Here is a 21,723-nt window from a genome sequence, read left to right as displayed (position 1 = left end):
AAAGGACGGATACGTGAGCGAAACAGCCTTGCCTAAAGATGAAGCCCAGCCAGCACTTGATGCGCAGGTTGCACCGGCCACCGCGCCACGCCGTGGCAATGGCCTGGCTATTGTGGCCCTGTTGCTCGGTGCCGCAGGTGTTGCCGCCGGCGGTTGGGGGATTTGGCAGGTCCGTGCCCTGCAAGCCAGCAGCCAGCAACAGCTGGGCCAGGTGCAGACCCTCGATGACCAATCCCAATCACTCAAGCAGAGTCAGCAGCAACTGGCTGCACGCCTGGCACAATTGCCAGCAGCCGATGAGCTGGAGGAGCGCCGCCGCCTCGTCGCCCAGTTGCAGGGTGATCAGCAGCGCTTGAGCCAGCGTCTGGAAACCGTGCTGGGTGCCAGCCGCCAGGACTGGCGCCTGGCCGAAGCCGAGCACTTGATCCGTCTGGCCAGCTTGCGCCTGTCTGCCCTGCAGGACATCAACAGTGCTCAATCGCTGGTCCAGGGCGCTGACGAAATTCTCCGCGAGCAGAGCGATCCAGGCGCCTACGCCGCCCGTGAGCAATTGGCCAAAAGCCTTACCGCCTTGCGCAGCACTGAGCAACCTGACCGCACCGGGCTTTTCCTGCAACTGGCAGCCTTGCGTGACCAGGTCGTGCAACTGGCGGCTATTGCCCCTGAATATCAACTCACCGAGCCCTCTTCCGAGGGGCGCCCGACGACCGACACGGAAAGCCGCCTGCACCAGTGGTGGGAGCAGATATCTCGCTACTTCCGCATCGACTTCAACCCGGATGACAACATTCGTCCGTTGCTGGCCGGTCAAGGTTTGAACCAGGTACGCCTGGCACTGAGCCTCGCCCTGGAGCAAGCACAATGGGCAGCGCTCAACGGCGAAACGGCGGTGTACAGCCGCTCCTTGGGTGAAGCCCGCAGCGTGCTGCAGGACAACTTCAACCAGGACAACCCGCAGAGCAAAGCGATGCTGGCACGTATTGGCGAGCTCGAGCCCAAGGCTGTTTCCGTGGCGACCCCTGACCTGGCCGCCAGCCTGGCGGCTGTGCAGGCTTATCTTGAGCGCCGCCATCTGTCTGCCGGTGAAGCCAAGGCGGCGGCCACGCCGGCCACCCAGGAGTAGAGCCGATGAAGCGTTTCTATGTGATCCTGGTACTGGCGATTGCGATTGCCTTGGCACTGGGCGTGGGTATTTCGAAACACACCGGCTACGTGCTGATTACCTATCCTCATCTGCTGCATTACGAGTCGAGCCTGTGGGCCACGCTGGTGGCAGTGTTTGCCGTCGGCCTGGCGATCTACCTGGTTCGTGTGCTGCTGAGCCTGCTCACCACCTCCGGTGGCGTAGTCAACCCGTGGTCGCGACGTAACCGCAGCCGCCGCATACAGATTGCGATTGAGCAAGGTCAGTTGGACCTCGCCGAGGGCCGCTGGGCCAGCGCCGAGCGCCACCTGCACCGTGCCGCCGAAGCCGAGCGCCAGCCCTTGCTGTATTACCTTGGGGCTGCACGTGCCGCCAATGAGCAGGGCCGTTATGAAGAGTCCGACGGTTTGCTGGAGCGCGCCATGGAGCGCCAGCCTCAGGCGGAACTTGCTGTCGCCTTGAGCCACGCGCAGTTGCAGATGGATCGCGGCGATACGGAAGGGGCTCTGGTGACCTTGCAGGCGATGTACGAGCGTCATCCCCATAACGCACAGGTTTTGCGCCAGTTGCAGCGCTTGCATCAGCAGCGAGGCGATTGGCCTTCGGTGATTCGCTTGTTGCCGGAACTGCGCAAGGACAAAGTGCTTCCCGCCACAGAACTGGCGGAGCTTGAGCGCCGCGCATGGGGCGAGAACCTTGGCCTTGCCGTGCAGCGTGAAGAGCAAGGTGAAGCGGGCTTGCAATCTTTGGAGCGTGCCTGGGAGCAACTGACTTCAGCCCAGCGCCAGGAGCCACAACTGGTCTTGGCCTACGCTGAGCAACTGCGTCGGCTGGGTGCTGATGCCAAGGCTGAGGAAGTGCTGCGCGGCGCCATCAAGCGCGGCTATGACAGCCATCTGATCCGGCTTTATGGGTTGCTGCGCGGCAGCGACCCAGGCCGACAGCTGAAGTTTGCTGAAGGTTGGCTCAAGGACCATCCGGGTGACGCCAGCCTGCTGCTGACCCTGGGCCGCCTTTGTCTGCAAAACAGCTTGTGGGGCAAGGCGCGGGACTATTTGGAAAGCAGTCTGCAGGTACAGCGAAATCCCGAAGCCTGCGCTGAGCTGGCACGTTTACTGGCCCAGTTGGGTGACACCGAGCGCAGTAACCAATTGTTCCAGGAAGGCTTGGGTCTGTTGGACAGCCGGTTGCTGGCATCACCGCTGCCTGTGCCCGCGCGGGTTTGAAGTAGGAAAGAGTGCGAGGGTTGGCTCGGAAGCTTCTTAGGGCCAACCCTTCTTTATCGTGTAAAGGCTGGGTCTAAAGCGCGATGTAGCAAATTCCTACCGCTAACAGCTTGAAGTCATCCAGCTTCTGACGGGATATCCCCAGGCTCTCGCGGAATTGTCTGCTCTATCGCGTATTGAAAGGGATCAGGCCTTTACTCTACCGTAACGACCTGTCTCTTGCGGTACGGATAACAATGTCTTTGGCCCCTTCACGCTCCTTCTTTCTCCTGGCGTTCATGGCGGGTGCGCTGACGTTGGGTGCGTCTTTTTATCTCGAGTTCGGCGCGCTGTTGCGCCCTTGCTTCCTTTGCCAGGTGCAACGCATCTTTCTGGCCGCCTTTACCCTGATCAATCTGGTTGCCGTGATTCACGGCCCAAGACGCTCTGCGGCTTACCTTTACGGGTTGGCCAGCATGGGTTGTGCGTTGCTTGGCGCTATTACTGCTGTGCGCCAGGTACTGCTACAAAATGCTGCACTGGAGCAGGCCAGCGATTGCTGGCCCAGTCTGCAATACATGATTGAGAACCTGTCGCTTTGGCAAGCACTGCAATTGACGGTCAGAGGCACCGTCGATTGTGTGGAGCTCAACTGGACGCTGTTCGACCTGAGCCTGCCGGAGTGGAGCTTGTTGTTCTTCGTGGCGATGCTGGCCATGGGCATCATGCAGTTTTCACGGCTGCTACTGGGCAGTCGTTTGGACCTTGCGAGGTATTGAAGGCCAATGGCAGTTTGTAGGATGGGATTAAACACTTGTATGAACTTTCTCTCCTGCGTACCTTGAAGCCATAGTCATGCGGGCATAATCTGGCCCGCACGCATTACTGAAACCGTTTGTCAGATGCGGCCTTGTCCGGCTGCCGCTTTTATCCTTGAAGTGTTGCGCGGGCACAGAGCGGCAGCGCCCCCTATAGGGAAGAGAGATCACCATGCTGGAAAGTTGTCAGAATGCTCAGGAACGCTGGGGTGGGGTGCACAAGCTGATCGACAGCTGGTTGAAGGCACGTCACGAACTGGTTCGGGCCTTTGATGCTCTTGGCGCCAAGCCCGAAGCATTGGCTGAGAATCGCGAGTCGCTGCAAGATTTCTGCGGTGTACTGGTGGACTATGTGTCTACCGGCCATTTCGAGATTTACGAGCAACTGACCGGCGAGGCGAAAGCGTTTAACGATGAGCGTGGCCTGGAACTGGCCGAGACTATTTACCCGCGCATCGATGTCATCACCGAAAAGCTGCTGGCCTTTAACGACCTGTGTGATGCCGGTGAGTGTGTTGCTGAAAAATTTAAAGAGTTGGGTGGACTGCTCCACGAGCGTTTCGAGCTGGAAGACTGCTTGATCGAAGTGTTGCACAACGCCCATAAGGAAGAGTCTGTCGCGCAGGTTTGATCCTGGGTGATACGTAAAAAACGGTGCGCATGGCGCACCGTTTTTTATTGGGTCAGTGGCGAGTACCGAGCAACTCGATCTCAAATACCAGCGGCGTATACGGCGGTATCAACTCGCCGGCACCGTCGGCGCCATAGGCCTGGGCCGATGGAATCACCAGGCGCCATTTTGCGCCTGTCGGCATCTGTTGGAGTGCTTTGCTCCAGCCGCTGATCACGCTGTCCAGACGAAACCATTGGGGCTGTGTGCTCTGATCGAAGACCGTCCCGTCGGGCAGTTTTCCGGTGTATTTCACCTGCACCTCATCACTGGCCAACGGCTTGCTGCCAGTGCCCGGCTTCAACTCGGTGAGCAGGATGCCATCCGACAATTCACGCACGCCGCTTGCCGTTTTTTCCTGGGTTAAAAATTGCTGTTCGGCAGCGAGCGCTTTTTCGCTTTTTGGAACCTCGGCGTCGGCCGCACTCTGTGCTTCGTGTTGGGCGAGGATCTGTTCGATACGTGCATCGTCCAGCGCCAGTGGTTTGCCTTGGTAGGCTTGCTTGAGGCCGTCAACCAGTGCTTGGATCTGCAGGTCGGGGACTTCCTGGCGCAAGCGCTCGCCGAGGCTTGCGCCCAAGCTGTACGCGAGATCGTGCGGGTCTTGGGCAGTGCTGCCTGACGGCGATTGCTCACCCGCATTGGCCGCGCCAATCGCCAAGCCAAGCACTAAAAAAAGGTAACGCGACATGGGGAGTCTCCCGCCGAAAGTGCGACGGATTATGCCAGCCTGAGTGCGTAAAAAGTGCCGTGGTTTTTTGTTATATCGATAAGAATTTTCTCACCGTGCAACGCAAGGCAAACGATACTGTCAACATGCCCTAGCGGCGGTAAGAGCAGAGGGCTAGTATGAGCCGCACCCACGTCAGCCAGGAGGTAAACCATGTCGGCCAAACAGAAGCCTGTAAATACCCCGTTGCACTTACTCCAACAACTTTCGGGCAGCCTGCTCGAACATCTGGAAAGCGCGTGTTCCCAAGCCTTGGCTGATGCAGAAAAACTGCTCGCCAAACTGGAAAAACAACGCGGTAAAGCGCAAGAGAAGCTGCACAAGTCCCGCACCAAACTGCAAGACGCCGCTACTGCCGGCAAGGCCAAGGCACAAGCCAAAGCCAAAGACGCTGTTAAAGAACTTGAGGACTTGCTGGACGCCCTCAAGGATCGCCAAGCTGAAACCCGCACCTACATTTCTCAACTCAAACGCGATGCTCAGGAAAGCCTGAAACTGGCCCAGGGCGTTGGTCGTGTGAAAGAAGCTGTGGCAAAAGTGCTGGGCGCTCGTACACCCGCAAAAGCTGTTGCGTCGAAGGCTTCGGCTAAGACAGCGGCCAAGCCAGCGGCTAAAACCGCTGCTGCGAAACCAGCCGCCAAGCCAGCGGCTAAAACCGCTGCTGCGAAACCGGCCGCCAAGCCAGCGGCTAAAACCGCTGCTGCAAAACCAGCCGCCAAGCCAGCGGCTAAAACCGCTGCTGCGAAACCGGCCGCCAAGCCAGCTGCTAAAACCGCGGCTGCGAAACCGGCCGCCAAGCCAGCTGCTAAAACCGCGGCTGCGAAACCGGCCGCCAAGCCAGCTGCTAAAACCGCTGCTGCGAAACCAGCCGCCAAGCCAGCTGCTAAAACCGCTGCTGCAAAACCGGCCGCCAAGCCAGCTGCTAAAACCGCTGCTGCAAAACCAGCCGCCAAGCCAGCTGCTAAAACTGCTGCTGCGAAACCAGCCGCCAAACCAGCTGCTAAAACCGCTGCTGCGAAACCAGCCGCCAAGCCAGCTGTTAAAACCGCTGCTGCGAAACCAGCCGCCAAGCCAGCTGCCAAACCGGCTGCTGCGAAACCAGCTGCCAAGCCAGTAGCTAAAACCACGGCTGCAAAACCAGCCGCCAAGCCAGCCGCCAAACCTGCTGCTGCGAAACCAGCACTGGCCAAGCCTGCTACCCCGGCAGCTTCGTCTGCTACGCCGGCAGCGTCCGCCGCTCCAACGGCATCGGCCAGCAGCACTTCTGCACCGGTAGCGCCAAGCACCACCCCAACCAGCGCTTCCTAAGCGCCGGTGGCCGCGACGCGCAGTTGCTGCAGCGCGTCGCGGTCAAGGTTGGCGGTTCCGGCCGCCAGACCTTCAAGCCACCCCAGTTGATCCCCTTCTTCAGTCGGCCATGCCTGCGTCAACACTTCCAGGCGTGCCAACAACTCCCGTTCGGCTTCCAGCTCCAGGGCTTTGACCCGCTCGCGTAACGCCGCCAAAGGTAAATCCTGTTGCGCCATGGCTCGCCATTGCGCGCGCATCTGTCGCAACGGTTCGACCACATTTTTCTGCCACGGCAGGGCAACCTGCTGCAGCGCCTGAATACGCTCGGGCTCAAGCGCCACGCCGCGCCGCTCCAGCCAGGCGGCGCAGAGCAACAGGCACACATCCGCGCCTTGATCCTGCAAGCGCAGGCAAGCGGCTTCAACGCCCGGCCGGGCGTAAGTCGAGAGGGCAAAGCTCCACAGGTCAGCGCACATATTCACACCCAAGCCAGCGAGCGACGAAGCTGGTAGACTCCGCCGCCATTATGATCCGACTTCAAAGCCTAACATTACAGCGTGGCCCGCAACGTCTTCTCGAAGACGCCGAGCTGACCCTGCACGCCGGTCACAAAGCCGGCCTGATCGGTGCCAACGGTGCCGGCAAATCCACGTTGTTCGCCCTGTTGCTGGGTGAGCTGACCCCGGATTCCGGGGACTGCTTGCTGCCGGCCGACTGGCGCATCGCCCATATGCGCCAGGAGATCGACACCCTGGACCGCATTGCGATCGACTACGTGCTCGATGGCGACCTGCGCCTGCGCCAGGTGCAACACGACCTGGCCGAGGCCGAGAAAACCCAGGACGGCGCGGCTCAGGCCCGCCTGCACTCGGAACTCGACAGTGCCGATGGCTATACCGCCGACGCCCGCGCCCGCAAGATGCTTGCCGGTCTTGGCTTTACCAATGAGCAGATGGACCGCCCGGTCGCCGACTTCTCCGGTGGTTGGCGCATGCGCCTGAACCTGGCTCAGGCGCTGATGTGCCCGTCGGATTTGTTACTGCTCGACGAACCGACCAACCACTTGGACCTCGATGCGATCCTGTGGCTGGAAGATTTCCTCAAGAGCTACCCAGGTACTTTGCTGCTGATTTCCCACGACCGGGATTTCCTCGATGCCGTGGTCGACAACATCGCCCACGTCGAACAGAAGAAAATCACCCTCTATCGTGGCGGCTACACCGCGTTCGAACGCGCGCGTGCCGAGCGTCTGGCCCAGCAGCAGCAGGCTTTCGAGAAGCAGCAGGCGCAACGCGCGCACATGGAAAGCTACATCGCCCGGTTCAAGGCCCAGGCCACCAAGGCCCGTCAGGCCCAGAGCCGGATCAAGGCCCTGGAGCGAATGGAGGAACTGTCGGCGGCCCACGTCGATTCGCCGTTCGACTTCGTATTTCGTGAGTCGGTGAAGATCTCCAGCCCGTTGCTGGACCTTTCGGATGCGCGCCTGGGTTATGGCGACAAAACCATTCTGGAGAAGGTCAAGCTGCAGCTCACGCCGGGCGCACGTATCGGTTTGCTCGGCCCTAATGGCGCCGGCAAGTCGACACTGATCAAGAACCTGTCGGGTGAACTGCAACCGCTGGCCGGCCGCCTGACCCGTGGCGAGAACCTGGTGGTGGGCTATTTTGCTCAGCATCAACTGGACTCCCTCGATTCCAAGGCCAGCCCGTTGCTGCACCTGCAGCGTCTGGCGCCGACCGAGCGTGAGCAAACCCTGCGCGACTTCCTCGGTGGCTTCGACTTCCGTGGCGCGCGCATCGATGAGCCGGTATTGAATTTCTCCGGTGGCGAAAAGGCGCGTCTGGCCCTGGCATTGATCGCCTGGGACCGACCGAACCTGCTGTTGCTCGACGAACCCACCAACCACCTGGACCTGGAAATGCGACTGGCGTTGACCATGGCCCTGCAGGAGTTCAGTGGCGCGGTACTGGTGGTGTCTCACGATCGCCACTTGCTCAAGAGCACCACCGACAACTTCCTGCTGGTGGCTGACGGCAAAGTCGAAGAGTTCGACGGTGACCTGGATGATTACGCACGCTGGCTGACGGATTACCGTCTGCGTAACTCGCCGGTCAGCAACACGCCGGTCAACCCGGACAAAACCGACAAAAAAGCCCAGCGTCAGGCCGCCGCCGCACTGCGTCAGCAGTTGGCGCCGCACAAGCGTGAAGCCGACAAGCTGGAAGCCGAGCTGGGCAAGGTGCATGAGCGCCTGGCCAAGATCGAAACCAGCCTGGGCGACAGCGCCGTCTACGAGGCGGCGCGCAAGGACGAGCTGCGCGACCTGCTGGCCGAACAGGCCAAGCTCAAGGTGCGTGAAGGGCAGTTGGAGGAAACCTGGATGGAAGCCCTCGAGCTGCTGGAAAGCTTGCAAGCGGAGCTGGAGGCGCTGTCCTGATGGAGGCGCTGCAACTGCCGTTACCGACGCAATGGGTGGAGCCGGCCTGGATCGGCGTGCAAATCCTGCTGATTCTGCTGGCTGGTTATCTCACCCAGCGTTTTGTTGCCAAAGGTCTCACCCGTCTGGGTGAGCGCTACCCGTTCCCACCGCAACTGCTGATGCCTCTGCGCGGCGGCCTGCGCTGGCTGATCATGGGCAGTGCGTTGATTTTCGTGCTGGGCCGTCTGGGCGTGTCCGCCACGGTGTTGTGGACGGCACTCTCAGGGTTTGTCGCGGTTGCCGCTGTGGCGTTCTTCGCCATGTGGTCGGTACTGTCCAACCTGCTGTGCGCTATATTGATTTTCACCGTCGGGCCGTTCCGCCTCGGTGATATCGTCGAGTTGGTGGACACTGTCGATAAGCCGGGCGTGAAGGGTCGGGTAGTGGCGATCAACCTGCTCTACACCACGTTGATCGAAGTGGAAGATGCCGGTACCGACAGCGCGATGGTACAAGTGCCTAACAGCTTGTTCTTCCAGCGCTCCGTGCGGCGTTGGCCCGGCACTCACGTGTTCCCGGGCGACCGCTAGCGCTCAGATCTTTTAAAAATCTATAGCCAGCCTTCGGTCGGCGGAGTTAGCTTAAGGCCTGACGGCAAACTCCCTTCTGAGGTGTGTAATGGCACTCGACACATGGCTGGCCTTTTTCCTGGCCAGTTGGATCATCTCCCTTTCCCCCGGTGCCGGCGCAATCGCGTCGATGTCCAGCGGCTTGCAATACGGTTTCCTGCGCGGTTACTGGAATGCCATTGGCCTGCAACTGGGCCTGGCGATGCAGATTGCCGTGGTGGCGGGCGGGCTGGGTGCCATTCTTGCGGCGTCTTCCACTGCGTTCTATGCGATCAAATGGTTTGGTGTGGCGTACCTGGTGTACCTGGCCATCAAGCAATGGCGTGCCCTGCCCATGGACATGAGCGAGGACGCGGCGATACGCCCGATCGGTAAGCCGATGGCGATGATGTTCCGTGGGTTCCTGGTCAACGCCAGCAATCCCAAGGCTCTGGTGTTCATGCTGGCGGTGCTGCCGCAGTTCGTGAACCCGCAGGCGCCTTTGCTGATCCAGTACCTGATCCTGGGCGCGACCATGATCAGCGTCGATATGATTGTGATGGCGGGTTATACGGGGTTGGCGTCGAAAGTCTTGCGTGTGTTGCGCACGCCCAAGCAGCAAAAGCGCATGAACCGCACGTTTGCCGGGTTATTCGTGGGGGCTGCAGGGTTCTTGGCCAGCTTGCATCGCGCAACGGCGTAACTGAACAAACGGGATTAAAACTGTGGGAGCGGGCTTGCCCGCGAATGCGCTATGTCAGTCAACAGAAAGAGTGGCTGATTCACTGTATTCGCGAGCAAGCCCGCTCCCACATTGGTTATGTGCTGGCTTTGAAGTGGGGGCTCAGCGCAGAATCTTTGGCGCTTCATCCCTTGGCAGGTTATTGCGCAACGCAGGCTTGCCCGGGTCTTGATACCCGCCGCCCAACTGTTCCGCCAACTGCCTGGCTACATCCTCACCCAAGGCTTTCGAGACTTCCTTCACCACACGTGGCCGGTTCAGGCTGACGCGCACATCGCGGCTGTTCACCAGCTTGGTGTCCTGGCCTTCACCCATGGCGGTAAATGCCGAGGTGATCTCGAAGGTGCGGGTGTTGATCAGGCTGAAGTCGGCCACCAACGTCAGGCCCAGCACCGCCGAATAGCTGTTGGTGTGGTCCAGGGCATTGATGTCCTGGGTGAAGTCGATGTCCGACAGTGTGCCGAACAGCACGTAGTCAGCACCCTTGAAGTTACCGGCCTTGATGCGCTTGATCACGTCATAGACGTCGCCCTTGGCGTCGGCGGTGTAGGGCGTTCCCTGTACCAGTTGGAACTGGTGCGACTTGAGGATTTCGCCCTTGATGTCACCGCTGAATTTACGCAGCTCGGTCTGTTCGATGTAGCTGGTACGGCTCTCGTACTCACTGTAGTTCGACGCACCGCTGGCCTGATACGCGCTGGCCTGGAAGTTATTGCTGGCCGACACCGCGTGGATGTACTCCTCGACCCGCGCCTCGTAGGCCAGGTCGGTTACCGCGATCTTAGGGGCGGCCGAGGCGCCAAAGGCGCACAGCAGGCCGATCATGCCGATCCATGCACGCATTGCTTAGCGCTCCGTGGTTTTGCGGATTTCTTTCTCGTCCATCCATTCGGCCAGGCCGCTCTCGACGTCGATCAGCTGCAGGCTGAATTTGTAGAACACGTCCTTGTAGTCCGAGCTGCGCTTGACGATGGAACTGATGGAGCCTTCCAGGCGGTACTTGGCGGCAACCATGTTGCCGGTCTTGCTCACCGTGGATTTTTTGTACAGGCCGCTCTGGTTCTGCAGCTTGAGCTGGTCGACCTGGCTTTGCATTTCAGTGTTGTCGCTGGCGAAGCGCGCGGTGCCGGTTTTCATCAACTGGGTCTTGATCGACGTGGTGATCTCGCGGGTATCGATGTACTCGCTGGTCTTGTTCTTCACGTCATACACCTGCACCACCGGACGGCCTTGCAGAATGCCGGACTGCGCCAGAGAGCGGGTCATGCTTTCAGCGATCATCTGCAGGTCGGTGGAACCGAACTCGTTGGTCACCAACTCCACGGCCTTGGTGTCGCCGTAGCTGATGTTCTTGCCGCCGAGTACCGGCGAGGTGTTGGAGCAACCGCTGGCCAGCAGGGCGACCACGGCGAGGAACGAGAAGCGTACGAACATGGGGAAGTCTCTCTGAAACAGGCTTTTTAGTTGAAGAGCAGGGGCGCGACTCAAGGCGTCTTCACTTCAAGACGGAAGTCCGCGGCCTGGGGCAAATTGGCAATGGCGGGCAGGAAGGTCGCCTGGTTGGCGTACAGGTTCAGCACTTTCCAGGTTTCTTCATCGCCCACAGGGAAACCGTCGGCGCCCAGCCAGGCGAAGCGGTAATACATCATCTGGTTGCTGCTGGTGATGTTGCTCAGCTGCACTTTGGCCGTGAGGAAGCCGTTTTCGCGGGCAACGCGAATGGCACCGACGGCGATGCCTTTGAATTTACCCATCACCACGATTTTGCTGGCGGCGCTGCCGGGTTCCGGTGGCGGTGGGGTGGCGCAGCCGGCGAGCAGGATCAGCGCGAGGGCGCCGAGGATGAAATGACGCATAACGTGCTCCTTAAGGTTGTTTGAGGGCGATGGCCTGAGCGGAAGTGCCTGGCACCACATGCGCGGCAAGGCCACCGGCGAAAACCTGGTTGCCGACCACACGCAGAGTGATCACTTGATAGCGCTGGTCGGCCTTGACCGTCACCAGCGTCCCGCCCAAGGCGTTGGGCAGGCTGACTTGGTGTTCGCCATGCTTGAGGCGCAGGCGCGTCACTTGGGTCATGTCCGGCAGGGTGCGCCAGGTGCGGGTGTCAGCACCTTCGGTCACCGCCGAGGCGATGCCCAGCACCAGGCCTGCCATGGGGTTGGTCTTGTTCAGGTTGTTTTGCGTCACGCCACGGCTGACTGCACGCACGGTGGTGCGCAGGATGATCCCAGGCATGTCGTCACGCAGGGCGCGGCGGGACATGGCGGTGGTGCTATTGAGTGCCGTGAGGTTCTGCTGCTTGCCGTCGACGCCGATCTGGCTGAAGGTCGCGGTCGAGGTGTCTGCCTTGATCACCGGGAATGACAGTGGGGTGATGACCAGGTGGCCGTCGATCGGGATCGGCAGCGGTAGGCGGATCGAGTCACGCGCCGGTGCCAGGCCACTCTGCACCACGATCAGCACGTCGGTCTCGTCGGCGCCGACCCTTGATTTGTCCAGGTCCATCAGCGCTTGCTCCAGCAGCGGCGTGTTGGGGCGCAACTCGGCAGCCTTGCGATAACCCGGTGCGGCCAGGTCTTTCTCTCCCAGGGCTTCGTAGACAAAGCCTGCCAGGTAATGGCTGAACGCACTCTGGTAGCTGTTCTTCAGGCCGACCACATCCGGCGCATCCAGTGCTTCAATCGGGTAGCCACGCAGGTCTTTGATCTGAGTGGTTACGCCCTGGCGCTCGGCCTCGTTTTCGCGCTTGAGGTATTCCTTGTCGCGCAGGTCGGCGATAACGGCTTCGCGCTCGTGGGTCTTCTTGATTTCGGTGCGGGCGCCGTCGAAGTCATTCACGGCCAGCAGGTTCAGGGCCATTTGAGTGGTCAGCATGACCTTTTCGTAGTCGTAGCCTTCGTAGCGGCGCACCTTGTCGTTGACCAGGAAACTGCCGAACTGGGCGAGGTACTTTTCGCTGTCGAACTTGACCGACTCTTCCCACTTGTAGACCTGCAGGTCGGCACTGCGCCAGGCGGTCTGGCTGCCGGTGAGGTCACCTTTGGCGCGCAACAGCTCACCCTTTTCGAAGAAGTAGAGCAGGTCCTTGTCTTCGCCGGTGTTGTTCTTTTCCAGCAGGGTCAGGGCGCCATCGACGTTACCGGTGGCCAACTGCTGGTTAGTGGCTTGCAGCTCAGTGTCGTAGCTGCGAAACATCGAACAACCGGAAAGCAAGGTAACCGCCGCAAGCGTGAGCGGGGTCAAGGCGCGAAATGCCATGCAAACTTCTTCCTTGAAAGTGATAAGCAGGTGTGCAAATTCCTCATAAAAACGAGGAAATAAATACCCTTTAGAAATAACAGGGCGCGGCATTATAGGCGCCATTACTGGCAAAACAATGGCTTTTTGTTACGCCTTAATGCGGTGAGTGCCATCAATCCGTTAGTGGTATTCCAAGCGCCAGATCACGAACGCCTTGAGTCAGAGCCTTTAAAGTTAAACAATGTGTTACTTCGTATTTACCTTTGAGATTCATTCATGATTGCCCCCTTCCGTTTTCTCGCCTGGCTGGTGCTGCCGGCCCTGATGTCGTGCAGCTTCAATCTGCTGGCCGCGACTGCCGAGGGCGCCCCACAAGCCCTGCATTTGCTGGATTACATTGGCGCTGACTACCCACCGACGGTGGAGGCGGGCAAGGTTATCGATGAATCTGAATATCGCGAACAACTGGAGTTTCTCGGCGTGTTGCAGGGCCTGGTGACTGAGCTGCCGGAAAGGCCGGAGCGCGCGGAGTTGGTCAAGGGCGTCGACGAATTGTTAGCGGCTGTGACCGCCCACCAGGACGGCGCGGCTGTCGCTCGCCTGGCCCGGCAGTTGGGTGCCAAGTTGGCGGTGGCCTATGAAGTCAGCCAGGCGCCGGTCATCACGCCCGACCCCGCACGTGGCGCACCGCTCTACGCCCAGCATTGCTCGGTTTGCCACGGCACTGCCGGCGCGGGTGATGGTCCGGCCAGTACGGGGATGACGCCGCCACCTGCCAACCTGCGAGATGCCGTGCGTCTGGACCGCCTGAGCCTCTATGCGATCTACAACACCCTCGGCCTGGGCGTTGAAGGCACTGACATGCCGTCCTTCGCCGATCAACTGGATGACCGTCAGCGCTGGGACCTGGCCACTTACATCGCCGGCTTCACAGCGGACCCGGCTGCGGCAAAAAGTGAACAGCCCTTCAACCTCGCCGACCTGGCACGCCAGACGCCTAATGAAGTGCTGGCCGCAAACGGTCCAGGCGCCGCCGCGACCTTCCGTGCCCAGCGCGCACAACCGCCACAGGTCAAGCGTGGCCCGGCGCAGTTGCTCGACTACACCGCCGCCACCCTGGACAAGAGTCTCGCCGCATTCCGTAGCGGTGAGCACGAGCAGGCTTATGACCTGTCGGTAGCCGCTTACCTTGAGGGCTTCGAGCTGGTGGAAAGCTCTCTGGATAACGTTGACGCCAACGTGCGCAAGGACACCGAGAAAGCCCTGATGGCCTACCGGCAGTCATTGCAGGACGGCCTGCCGATCGAGCAAGTGCAGCAGCGTCTGGACGTTGCCAAAGGCAAGCTCACCGAGTCCGCCGGTTTGTTGGGCAGCGATGGCTTGAGCTGGTCGTTGAGCTATATCTCCGGGCTGTTGATTCTGTTGCGTGAAGGCCTGGAAGCCATCCTGGTGCTGGCGGCGATCCTGGCGTTCCTGCGTAACACCGGCCAGCAATCGGCGGTGCGCAGTGTGAACGTCGGCTGGGGCCTGGCGCTACTGGCCGGTCTGGCGACGTGGGCGTTGGCGGCGTATGTGATTGACGTCAGCGGTGCCCAGCGCGAATTGCTGGAAGGTTGCACGGCGCTGTTCGCCAGTGTGATGGTGCTGTGGCTTGGCGTGTGGATGCATGATCGGCGTCATGCAGCAGCCTGGCAGGATTACATCAAGAGCAGCCTGGTCGGCGGCGGAGGGCGCTTTGGTTTTGCGCTGCTGGCGTTTTTCTCGGTGTACCGTGAGCTGTTCGAAGTGATCCTGTTCTACGAAACCCTGTGGCTGCAAGCCGGCCCGGCCGGGCACAACGCAGTGCTGGCGGGTGGTGCTACGGCGCTGGTGCTGTTGGTGGGTTTGGCGTGGGTGATCCTGCGGGGTTCGGCGAAGCTGCCGTTGGCGCTGTTCTTCGGCATCAACGCGGCGTTGCTGTGTGCGCTGTCGGTGGTGTTCGCCGGGCATGGCGTGAAGGCGTTGCAGGAAGCGGGCATCTTCGGTACGCGGCCGGTGGCGTTTTTTGACTTCGACTGGTTGGGCATCCATGCCGATGCGTACTCGTTGAGTGCGCAGGCTTTGGCGATCCTGGCGATTGTGGTGCTTTACGGCCGCAGCCGTCTGGCCGAAAAACAGCGTGTGGTGGCCTGATCGTGCGCGTCTGGATTGATGCGGACGCCTGTCCGCGCGCGGCCAAGGACCAAGTGGTGAAGTTCGCCCTCAAGCGCCAATTCGACGTGGTGCTGGTCGCGGGGCAGAGCCAGATCAAGCCGAGCTTTGCCTGTGTGAAGCTGATCGTAGTACCCAGCGGCCCGGATGCGGCGGATGACTACCTGGTGGAGCACGCGGTGCCCGGCGAGCTGGTGATCTGCAGCGATGTGCCCTTGGCCGACCGTTTGGTGAAGAAGGGTGTCACCGCCCTCGACCCACGGGGCAAGGAATTCAGCCCGGCGAACATGAGTGAACGGCTGGCGGTGCGCAACCTGTTCACTGATCTGCGCGAACAAGGCCAAATGGGCGGCGGCCCACCGCCCCATGGGGAAAAGGACAAGCAGGCGTTCGCCAACGCGCTGGACAGGATACTGACCAAGTTGATGCGCCCGTCCTGACCTGGTTGTAAGCAAGGCTTTTTGTGGCGAGCGGGGCAAGCCCGCTCGCCACCGTTAAGTGTTCGACTGTCTGTTCAATCGTTCTCGTGGGTCAATTCCAGCACGCGATCCACGAGTTTGTTGATGCCCGACGCCACCTCACTGATGCTTTTGCCGAGCATGTAGGCAGGGGTGCTCACCAGCTTGCGCGCCTTGTCCTCGACAATATCCTCCACCGCGCACTCGCGGTGGGTGGCACCCATTTTATCGAGGGCGGCGGCGGTGGCGGCATCGTTGCCGATGGTGCAGGTGACGCCGGGGCCATAGATCTTCGCGGCCAGGGCCGGCGAGATGCAGATCAGCCCGACCGGTTTGCCCGCTTCGGCAAAGGCTTCGGCCAGCGCCAGAACCTGCGGGTTGATGCTGCAACCGGCGCCTTCCACGGCAAAGGTCGAGAGGTTCTTCGCCGCGCCAAAACCGCCGGGCACGATCAGTGCGTCGAAGTCTTCGGCGTTGGCCTCACGGATGTCCTTCACCTCACCCCGGGCGATACGCGCCGACTCCACCAGCACATTGCGCGATTCGGGCATCTCTTCGCCGGTGAGGTGGTTGATCACGTGATGTTGCGCGATATCGGGTGCAAAACATTGGACCTGAGCACCACGCTGGTCCAGGCGCAGCAAAGTGATGACGCTTTCGTGGATCTCTGCGCCGTCGTACACGCCACAGCCGGAAAGGATCACTGCAATCTTTTTGCTCATGAGTATTTCTCCCTATTTCGTGGCGTTAAATGTCTACTAATTTGTCACCTGTTGCCAATGGGATCTGGCGTTGCTACACCTAATCTTGATGTAACAAAAATAGACCGGACTAGCCCATGGACTTCGTGCCTTACGCGGTACCGTTTTTCATTGCCTTGATCGTGGTTGAGCTGCTGGCCGACCACTGGCGCGGCGAGCGCAACTATCGGGTGGCGGATGCCATCAACAGCCTCAGCACCGGTGTGCTGTCCACGACTACGGGGCTGTTGACCAAGGGCGTGGGGTTGCTGACCTACGCGTTCGCGCTCAAGCATTTGGCACTGATCGAACTGTCGGCCCAGAGTGTCTGGACCTGGGTGTTCGCCTTTGTGTTTTATGACTTCTGCTACTACTGGCTGCATCGCTGCGGGCATGAGCGCAACATCCTGTGGGCCGCGCACTCGGTGCATCACCAGAGCGAGGACTACAACCTCACCACCGCCCTGCGCCAGACCAGCACCGGCTTTCTGTTGAGCTGGATCTTTTACTTGCCGTTGGCCGTGCTGGGCGTGCCGCTGGTGGTGTTTATCAGCGTGGCCTCGCTCAATCTTCTGTATCAATTCTGGGTGCACACCCGGCATGTGCCCAAGCTCGGCTGGTTCGAGTGGTTCTTTGTGACACCGTCCAATCATCGGGCCCACCATGCACAGAATGCTCTCTACATGGATCGCAACTACGGCGGGGTGTTCATTATTTGGGATCGGCTGTTCGGCAGCTTCCAGGAAGAAGACGACAACGAGCCGGTGATTTTTGGCGTGACCACGCCCTTGGCCAGCTGGAACCCGCTATGGGCCAACCTGCAGTTTTATGCGCAGCTGTGGAGTGATGCACGACGTACCGAAAAATGGTGGGACAAGCTGCGCATCTGGTTCATGCGCACTGGCTGGCGCCCGGCGGACGTGAAGGCCAAATACCCGATGGCCAAACCCGATTTGAGCCAGTTCCGCAAATTTGAAGTGCCGTTGGATGCGCGCCAGCAGGTCTATATCGCGCTGCAATTTGCCGCGTATGTGGGCTTCGGCAGCTATTTGATGAACTTCGGCGAGGGGCTGCCCACGGCGGCGCTGATCCTGGGCTGGAGTGCGGTGGCGGTGGGGTTATTTACGTTGGGCGTAGCCCTGGAGAATCGCCCGTGGGCGCTGAAAGCCGAGCTGGTACGCCTGGGGCTGAATGTGCCACTGGTGTGGCTGGCGCCGCTGGTCGGGTTATGGCCGGCCAGCAGTTTGGGCTGGCTGGGTTTGGTGAGTTACAGCTTGCTCAGCGTGATCGGCCTCTACTGTTGCAGAAGCCGGCTTACTCGGTGGGTGTCTTAGGCGTTTCGACGGGGGCCGGCTCGGCGGCGAGCCGGGCCTTTGCATCCTCGCAGGCCTGGCGGGCAATGCGGGCGTTCTTGAAGCGGCGGCGCAACCACAGGCCAAAGCCCAACAGCACCAAGGCGCCCAGCACCCACAGCTCGTATTTCTTGACGCTGCCGAGCATGCCTTCCAGCACCGCGCCGAAGTGGTAAGCCGCAGCGCCCAAGGCTGCCGCCCAGACTGCAGCGCCAATCCCGTTAAGAATCAGGTAGCGCACCGGCGGGTAGCCTGACAAACCAATCGCCACGGGCATCACGGTGCGCAAGCCGTAGACAAACCGGAAGCTCAGCACCCAGATGTCCGGATGCTTACGGATATGTTCCAGGGCCTTGTCGCCCATCAATTGCCAGCGCGGCTTGCGCGCCAACAGTTTGCGGCCGTGCTTGCGCCCCAGGAAGTACCACAGCTGGTCGCCGGCGTAGCTGCCAAAGAAGGCAACGACCACCACCAGGTTGATATCCATGTATCCACGGAACGCCAGGAAGCCTGCGAGAACCAAAATGGTCTCGCCTTCGAAGAACGTGCCCAGGAAGAGAGCAAAGTAGCCGAAGTCATGCAGAAATTGTTGAAGCATGGTCTGGGGTGCTGGCGAAATGAACGCGCAGCCTACGCCTTCGTGAACATTCATGAAAGTATCGAGATGTGTCACGAAGTGAAAAATTCCTACATAAACGACGAATGCGACTGCAGGTCGCATCGATAAGCACAACTGTCATTCCTTCGTCATAATGGCCGCTTATAACTGCAACGCTCGCCCGTAAACGCGGGCTCAGGAGTCTGTCGTGAGCTTTACCCCTGCCAATCGCCTGTTCCCCGCCACCCGCCTGCGTCGCAATCGCCGTGATGATTTTTCTCGCCGTCTGGTGCGTGAAAACGTGCTGACGACGAACGATCTGATTTTGCCGGTGTTTGTGCTGGACGGTGAAAATCGCCGGGAAGCGGTGGCGTCGATGCCGGGTGTGGAGCGCTTGACCATTGATCTGCTGCTTGAAGAAGCGGCGAATTGGGTTGAACTGGGGATTCCGGCGCTGGCGCTGTTTCCCGTGACACCCTCCGAACTCAAGTCGCTCGACGCTGCCGAAGCCTGGAACCCGCAAGGGATCGCCCAGCGCGCCACCCGCGCCTTGCGCGAGCGTTTCCCGCAGCTGGGTGTGATCACCGACGTGGCGCTGGACCCGTTCACCACCCACGGCCAGGATGGCATTCTTGACGAAGACGGCTATGTTCAGAACGACATTACCGTCGATGCACTGGTCAAGCAGGCGTTGTCCCACGCGGCAGCGGGTGCCCAGGTCGTGGCGCCGTCGGACATGATGGACGGCCGCATCCAGGCGATTCGCGAAGCCCTGGAACTGGCTGGCCACGTCAATGTGCGGATCATGGCCTATTCGGCCAAGTACGCCAGCGCCTATTACGGCCCGTTCCGCGACGCGGTGGGTTCGGCGCTGAACCTGGGCAAGGCCAACAAGGCCTCCTATCAGATGGACCCGGCCAACAGCCATGAAGCCCTGCACGAAGTGGCGGCCGACCTGGCCGAAGGTGCCGATATGGTGATGGTCAAACCCGGGATGCCGTACCTGGACATCCTTTACCGGGTCAAAGAGGAATTCAAGGTGCCGACCTTTGTCTATCAGGTCAGCGGTGAATACGCCATGCACATGGCCGCGATCCAGAATGGTTGGTTGAGTGAAGGGGTGATCCTTGAATCCCTGACAGCCTTTAAACGTGCCGGCGCTGATGGCATTCTGACCTACTTCGCCGCCCGCGCTGCCCAATTGCTTAGAGAGCAACAATAGCCCTCACAGGAACACTCGATGAATACCGAAGGACTCTCAGAAGTTGCCGTAAAAGACGCTCACCCGGTGGTGGAACAAGTCACCGAGACCCCGCCCGAGCTGGAGCCTGCTCCGCCTGCCGTGGTGCCCGAAGCCCCAGCGCCGGCCCCGGTGGCGGCGGTGACCAACCTGGATGACAGCAGCCTGTACATCCACCGCGAGCTGTCACAACTGCAATTCAACATCCGCGTGCTGGAGCAGGCGCTGGACGAGTCCTATCCGCTGCTGGAGCGGCTCAAGTTCCTGCTGATTTTTTCCAGCAACCTGGACGAGTTCTTTGAGATTCGCGTCGCGGGCCTCAAGAAGCAAATTACCTTCGCCCGCGAACAAGCCGGTGCCGACGGCCTGCAGCCGCATCAGGCCCTGGCGCGTATCAGTGAGCTGGTGCATGGCCACGTGGACCGCCAATACGCGATCCTCAACGACATTCTGTTGCCCGAGCTGGAAAAACATCAGGTCCGCTTCATCCGTCGCCGTCACTGGACCGCCAAGATCAAGACATGGGTGCGTCGCTACTTCCGTGACGAGATTTCACCGATCATCACCCCGATCGGCCTCGACCCTACTCACCCGTTCCCGCTGCTGGTGAACAAGAGCCTGAACTTCATCGTTGAACTGGAAGGTATCGACGCCTTTGGTCGCGATTCTGGCCTGGCGATCATCCCGGCACCGCGTCTGTTGCCACGGATCATCAAGGTACCGGAAGAGGTGGGGGGCGCTGGCGACAATTATGTATTCCTCTCGTCAATGATCCACGCGCATGCCGATGACCTGTTCCAGGGCATGAAGGTAAAAGGTTGCTACCAGTTCCGCCTGACCCGTAACGCCGACCTGGCGCTGGACTCCGAAGACGTCGAAGACTTGGCCCGTGCCCTGCGCGGCGAACTGTTCTCGCGCCGATACGGTGATGCGGTGCGCCTGGAAGTGGCTGATACTTGCCCGAAACACCTGTCGGACTACCTGCTCAAGCAGTTCAACCTGGCCGAGTCCGAGTTGTACCAGGTCAATGGCCCGGTGAACCTGACGCGCCTGTTCAGCATCACCGGCCTGGACAGCCATCCGGAGTTGCAATACACGCCGTTCACGCCGCAGATCCCGAAACTGCTGCAAAACAGCGAGAACATCTTCAGTGTGGTGAGCAAGCAGGACATTCTGCTGCTGCACCCGTTCGAGTCCTTTACTCCAGTGGTCGACCTGCTGCGCCAGGCCGCCAAGGACCCGCATGTATTGGCCGTGCGCCAGACGTTGTACCGCTCCGGCGCAAACTCGGAAATCGTCGATGCGCTGGTAGACGCTGCGCGTAACGGTAAGGAAGTCACCGCGGTGATCGAGCTGCGTGCGCGGTTCGATGAAGAGTCCAACCTGCAACTGGCCAGCCGCCTGCAAGCGGCCGGTGCGGTGGTGATCTACGGCGTGGTGGGCTTCAAAACCCACGCCAAGATGATGCTGATCCTGCGCCGTGAAGCCGGCGAGATTGTGCGCTACGCTCACTTGGGCACCGGCAACTACCACGCCGGCAACGCCAAGCTCTACACCGACTACAGCCTGCTGACTTCCGACGACGCCTTGTGTGAAGACGTCGGCAAGTTGTTCAGCCAGTTGATCGGCATGGGCAAAACCTTGCGCATGAAGAAGCTGCTGCACGCGCCGTTCACCCTGAAGAAGGGCATGCTCGACATGATTGCCCGGGAGACCCAGTTCGCCCTCGACGGCAAACCGGCGCACATCATTGCCAAGTTCAACTCGCTGACTGATCCAAAGATCATCCGCGCGCTGTACAAGGCCAGCCAGTCCGGTGTGCGCATCGACCTGGTGGTGCGTGGCATGTGCTGCCTGCGCCCGGGCATTGTCGGGGTCTCGCATAACATCCATGTGCGCTCGATCATCGGCCGCTTCCTGGAGCACACGCGGGTGTTCTACTTCCTCAACGGTGGCGAGGAGCAGATGTTCCTTTCCAGCGCGGACTGGATGGAACGCAACCTCGACAAGCGTGTGGAGACCTGCTTCCCGGTGGAAGGCAAGAAGTTGATCATGCGGGTCAAGAAGGAGCTGGAAAGCTACCTCACCGACAACACACACAGCTGGAGCCTGCAGTCGGACGGCCGTTACGTGCGCAACACGCCGACCGGCAATCAGAACCCGCGCAGCGCGCAGGCGACGTTGCTGGAGAAGCTGGGCAGCCCGATTCTGGCGGTGAATTAATAGCCAATACGGACTAACAATGTGGGAGGGGGCTTGCTCCCGATTGCAGTGGG

At 60.4% G+C, this 21,723-nt stretch carries 21 protein-coding genes; 13 read left to right on the top strand and 8 right to left on the bottom strand.

Going from position 1 to position 21,723, the window contains the following annotated elements; all coding sequences use genetic code 11:
• Nucleotides 1–13 precede the first annotated feature (13 nt).
• The 4 genes from ACI77D_RS08350 to ACI77D_RS08335 all read left to right on the top strand — a co-directional run bounded on the left by ACI77D_RS08350 (nt 14) and on the right by ACI77D_RS08335 (nt 3,798).
• Nucleotides 14–1,123 (top strand): uroporphyrinogen-III C-methyltransferase, encoded by a 1,110-nt coding sequence (locus ACI77D_RS08350; protein WP_407016374.1) that lies wholly within the window; start codon nt 14–16, stop codon nt 1,121–1,123.
• A 5-nt stretch (nt 1,124–1,128) separates the two neighbouring features.
• The gene (locus ACI77D_RS08345; protein WP_064454682.1) at nt 1,129–2,370 is read left to right on the top strand and encodes a heme biosynthesis protein HemY; all 1,242 of its coding nucleotides are present in this window, start codon (nt 1,129–1,131) and stop codon (nt 2,368–2,370) included.
• A 236-nt stretch (nt 2,371–2,606) separates the two neighbouring features.
• On the top strand, nt 2,607–3,128 hold the full coding sequence (locus ACI77D_RS08340) for a disulfide bond formation protein B (protein ID WP_064454681.1): 522 nt from the start codon (nt 2,607–2,609) through the stop codon (nt 3,126–3,128).
• Between the two features lie 211 nt (nt 3,129–3,339).
• Nucleotides 3,340–3,798, top strand: a complete 459-nt coding sequence (locus ACI77D_RS08335) for an Rsd/AlgQ family anti-sigma factor (RefSeq protein ID WP_064454680.1) — start codon at nt 3,340–3,342, stop codon at nt 3,796–3,798.
• Nucleotides 3,799–3,850: 52 nt separating this feature from the next.
• On the opposite strand, the gene ACI77D_RS08330 is transcribed toward ACI77D_RS08335, so the two are convergent.
• Nucleotides 3,851–4,528, bottom strand: coding sequence for an FKBP-type peptidyl-prolyl cis-trans isomerase (locus tag ACI77D_RS08330; protein WP_064454679.1), 678 nt, complete (start codon nt 4,526–4,528; stop codon nt 3,851–3,853).
• 192 nt (nt 4,529–4,720) lie between these two features.
• Here ACI77D_RS08330 and ACI77D_RS08325 point away from each other — a divergent pair, with 192 nt between their 5' ends.
• Nucleotides 4,721–5,875, top strand: coding sequence for an AlgP family protein (locus ACI77D_RS08325; protein WP_407016373.1), 1,155 nt, complete (start codon nt 4,721–4,723; stop codon nt 5,873–5,875).
• Here the strand turns inward: ACI77D_RS08325 and ACI77D_RS08320 are convergent.
• Nucleotides 5,872–6,333 (bottom strand): TIGR02444 family protein, encoded by a 462-nt coding sequence (locus ACI77D_RS08320; protein ID WP_407016372.1) that lies wholly within the window; start codon nt 6,331–6,333, stop codon nt 5,872–5,874. The genes ACI77D_RS08325 and ACI77D_RS08320 overlap by 4 nt on opposite strands.
• Before the next feature lie 50 nt (nt 6,334–6,383).
• Between ACI77D_RS08320 and ACI77D_RS08315 the strand changes: the two genes are divergently transcribed.
• The 3 genes from ACI77D_RS08315 (at nt 6,384) to ACI77D_RS08305 (ending at nt 9,587) form a co-directional block, all read left to right on the top strand.
• A complete protein-coding gene (locus tag ACI77D_RS08315) occupies nt 6,384–8,294 on the top strand; it encodes an ATP-binding cassette domain-containing protein (protein WP_064454676.1) in 1,911 nt (636 codons plus the stop codon).
• Nucleotides 8,294–8,866 (top strand): mechanosensitive ion channel family protein, encoded by a 573-nt coding sequence (locus ACI77D_RS08310; protein WP_064454675.1) that lies wholly within the window; start codon nt 8,294–8,296, stop codon nt 8,864–8,866. Before ACI77D_RS08315 ends, ACI77D_RS08310 begins: the two co-directional genes overlap by 1 nt.
• Before the next feature lie 88 nt (nt 8,867–8,954).
• Entirely contained in the window at nt 8,955–9,587 is a 633-nt protein-coding gene (locus ACI77D_RS08305) for a LysE family transporter (RefSeq protein WP_407016371.1), read from the top strand.
• Nucleotides 9,588–9,728: 141 nt separating this feature from the next.
• Here ACI77D_RS08305 and ACI77D_RS08300 read toward each other — a convergent pair whose 3' ends face one another.
• From ACI77D_RS08300 to ACI77D_RS08285, 4 genes are read right to left on the bottom strand one after another with little or no spacing between them, the layout of a single operon-like run.
• Nucleotides 9,729–10,469, bottom strand: a complete 741-nt coding sequence (locus tag ACI77D_RS08300; protein WP_053258607.1) for a hypothetical protein — start codon at nt 10,467–10,469, stop codon at nt 9,729–9,731.
• 3 nt (nt 10,470–10,472) lie between these two features.
• Nucleotides 10,473–11,060 carry a penicillin-binding protein activator LpoB gene (lpoB, locus tag ACI77D_RS08295; RefSeq protein ID WP_064454673.1) on the bottom strand — a complete coding sequence of 196 codons (588 nt, stop codon included), beginning with the start codon at nt 11,058–11,060 and terminating at the stop codon, nt 10,473–10,475.
• Nucleotides 11,061–11,110: 50 nt separating this feature from the next.
• Complete coding sequence (locus tag ACI77D_RS08290; RefSeq protein WP_003214024.1) at nt 11,111–11,482, bottom strand: YcfL family protein; 372 nt, start codon at nt 11,480–11,482, stop codon at nt 11,111–11,113.
• Between the two features lie 10 nt (nt 11,483–11,492).
• On the bottom strand, nt 11,493–12,887 hold the full coding sequence (locus ACI77D_RS08285) for a COG3014 family protein (RefSeq protein WP_262666537.1): 1,395 nt from the start codon (nt 12,885–12,887) through the stop codon (nt 11,493–11,495).
• Between the two features lie 258 nt (nt 12,888–13,145).
• Here ACI77D_RS08285 and ACI77D_RS08280 point away from each other — a divergent pair, with 258 nt between their 5' ends.
• Both ACI77D_RS08280 and ACI77D_RS08275 read left to right on the top strand, forming a co-directional pair.
• Entirely contained in the window at nt 13,146–15,041 is a 1,896-nt protein-coding gene (locus ACI77D_RS08280; RefSeq protein WP_221295883.1) for an FTR1 family protein, read from the top strand.
• A gap of 2 nt (nt 15,042–15,043) precedes the next feature.
• Nucleotides 15,044–15,499: a YaiI/YqxD family protein gene (locus tag ACI77D_RS08275; RefSeq protein WP_221295882.1), complete on the top strand. Its 456-nt coding sequence runs from the start codon at nt 15,044–15,046 to the stop codon at nt 15,497–15,499.
• A gap of 74 nt (nt 15,500–15,573) precedes the next feature.
• Here ACI77D_RS08275 and elbB read toward each other — a convergent pair whose 3' ends face one another.
• Complete coding sequence (gene elbB / locus ACI77D_RS08270; RefSeq protein WP_064454669.1) at nt 15,574–16,239, bottom strand: isoprenoid biosynthesis glyoxalase ElbB; 666 nt, start codon at nt 16,237–16,239, stop codon at nt 15,574–15,576.
• Between the two features lie 116 nt (nt 16,240–16,355).
• Here elbB and ACI77D_RS08265 point away from each other — a divergent pair, with 116 nt between their 5' ends.
• Nucleotides 16,356–17,591, top strand: a complete 1,236-nt coding sequence (locus ACI77D_RS08265) for a sterol desaturase family protein (protein WP_064454668.1) — start codon at nt 16,356–16,358, stop codon at nt 17,589–17,591.
• On the opposite strand, the gene ACI77D_RS08260 is transcribed toward ACI77D_RS08265, so the two are convergent.
• Nucleotides 17,572–18,207, bottom strand: a complete 636-nt coding sequence (locus tag ACI77D_RS08260) for a DedA family protein (protein WP_064455024.1) — start codon at nt 18,205–18,207, stop codon at nt 17,572–17,574. The genes ACI77D_RS08265 and ACI77D_RS08260 overlap by 20 nt on opposite strands.
• A 208-nt stretch (nt 18,208–18,415) precedes the next feature.
• Between ACI77D_RS08260 and hemB the strand changes: the two genes are divergently transcribed.
• Both hemB and ppk1 read left to right on the top strand, forming a co-directional pair.
• Nucleotides 18,416–19,429 (top strand): porphobilinogen synthase, encoded by a 1,014-nt coding sequence (gene hemB, locus ACI77D_RS08255; RefSeq protein ID WP_064454667.1) that lies wholly within the window; start codon nt 18,416–18,418, stop codon nt 19,427–19,429.
• Nucleotides 19,430–19,447: 18 nt separating this feature from the next.
• Nucleotides 19,448–21,670 carry a polyphosphate kinase 1 gene (gene ppk1 / locus ACI77D_RS08250; RefSeq protein ID WP_064454666.1) on the top strand — a complete coding sequence of 741 codons (2,223 nt, stop codon included), beginning with the start codon at nt 19,448–19,450 and terminating at the stop codon, nt 21,668–21,670.
• Nucleotides 21,671–21,723: the final 53 nt, after the last annotated feature.

It is taken from the genome of Pseudomonas sp. O39 (assembly GCF_045447295.1).
Lineage (GTDB): Bacteria > Pseudomonadota > Gammaproteobacteria > Pseudomonadales > Pseudomonadaceae > Aquipseudomonas > Aquipseudomonas antarctica_A.
This window is presented reverse-complemented; position numbering and strand designations above follow the sequence as displayed.

What these genes read in the sequence shown, in the direction of transcription:
- ACI77D_RS08290 (WP_003214024.1), bottom strand. Translation starts at nt 11,482, where the DNA reads ATGCGTCATTTCATCCTCGGCGCCCTCGCGCTGATCCTGCTCGCCGGC.
- ACI77D_RS08285 (WP_262666537.1), bottom strand. Translation starts at nt 12,887, where the DNA reads ATGGCATTTCGCGCCTTGACCCCGCTCACGCTTGCGGCGGTTACCTTG.
- ACI77D_RS08305 (WP_407016371.1), top strand. Translation starts at nt 8,955, where the DNA reads ATGGCACTCGACACATGGCTGGCCTTTTTCCTGGCCAGTTGGATCATC.
- ACI77D_RS08310 (WP_064454675.1), top strand. Translation starts at nt 8,294, where the DNA reads ATGGAGGCGCTGCAACTGCCGTTACCGACGCAATGGGTGGAGCCGGCC.
- ACI77D_RS08330 (WP_064454679.1), bottom strand. Translation starts at nt 4,528, where the DNA reads ATGTCGCGTTACCTTTTTTTAGTGCTTGGCTTGGCGATTGGCGCGGCC.
- ppk1 (WP_064454666.1), top strand. Translation starts at nt 19,448, where the DNA reads ATGAATACCGAAGGACTCTCAGAAGTTGCCGTAAAAGACGCTCACCCG.
- ACI77D_RS08280 (WP_221295883.1), top strand. Translation starts at nt 13,146, where the DNA reads ATGATTGCCCCCTTCCGTTTTCTCGCCTGGCTGGTGCTGCCGGCCCTG.
- ACI77D_RS08320 (WP_407016372.1), bottom strand. Translation starts at nt 6,333, where the DNA reads ATGTGCGCTGACCTGTGGAGCTTTGCCCTCTCGACTTACGCCCGGCCG.
- lpoB (WP_064454673.1), bottom strand. Translation starts at nt 11,060, where the DNA reads ATGTTCGTACGCTTCTCGTTCCTCGCCGTGGTCGCCCTGCTGGCCAGC.
- ACI77D_RS08345 (WP_064454682.1), top strand. Translation starts at nt 1,129, where the DNA reads ATGAAGCGTTTCTATGTGATCCTGGTACTGGCGATTGCGATTGCCTTG.
- ACI77D_RS08340 (WP_064454681.1), top strand. Translation starts at nt 2,607, where the DNA reads ATGTCTTTGGCCCCTTCACGCTCCTTCTTTCTCCTGGCGTTCATGGCG.
- elbB (WP_064454669.1), bottom strand. Translation starts at nt 16,239, where the DNA reads ATGAGCAAAAAGATTGCAGTGATCCTTTCCGGCTGTGGCGTGTACGAC.
- ACI77D_RS08265 (WP_064454668.1), top strand. Translation starts at nt 16,356, where the DNA reads ATGGACTTCGTGCCTTACGCGGTACCGTTTTTCATTGCCTTGATCGTG.
- ACI77D_RS08300 (WP_053258607.1), bottom strand. Translation starts at nt 10,469, where the DNA reads ATGCGTGCATGGATCGGCATGATCGGCCTGCTGTGCGCCTTTGGCGCC.
- ACI77D_RS08335 (WP_064454680.1), top strand. Translation starts at nt 3,340, where the DNA reads ATGCTGGAAAGTTGTCAGAATGCTCAGGAACGCTGGGGTGGGGTGCAC.
- ACI77D_RS08325 (WP_407016373.1), top strand. Translation starts at nt 4,721, where the DNA reads ATGTCGGCCAAACAGAAGCCTGTAAATACCCCGTTGCACTTACTCCAA.
- ACI77D_RS08315 (WP_064454676.1), top strand. Translation starts at nt 6,384, where the DNA reads ATGATCCGACTTCAAAGCCTAACATTACAGCGTGGCCCGCAACGTCTT.
- ACI77D_RS08260 (WP_064455024.1), bottom strand. Translation starts at nt 18,207, where the DNA reads ATGCTTCAACAATTTCTGCATGACTTCGGCTACTTTGCTCTCTTCCTG.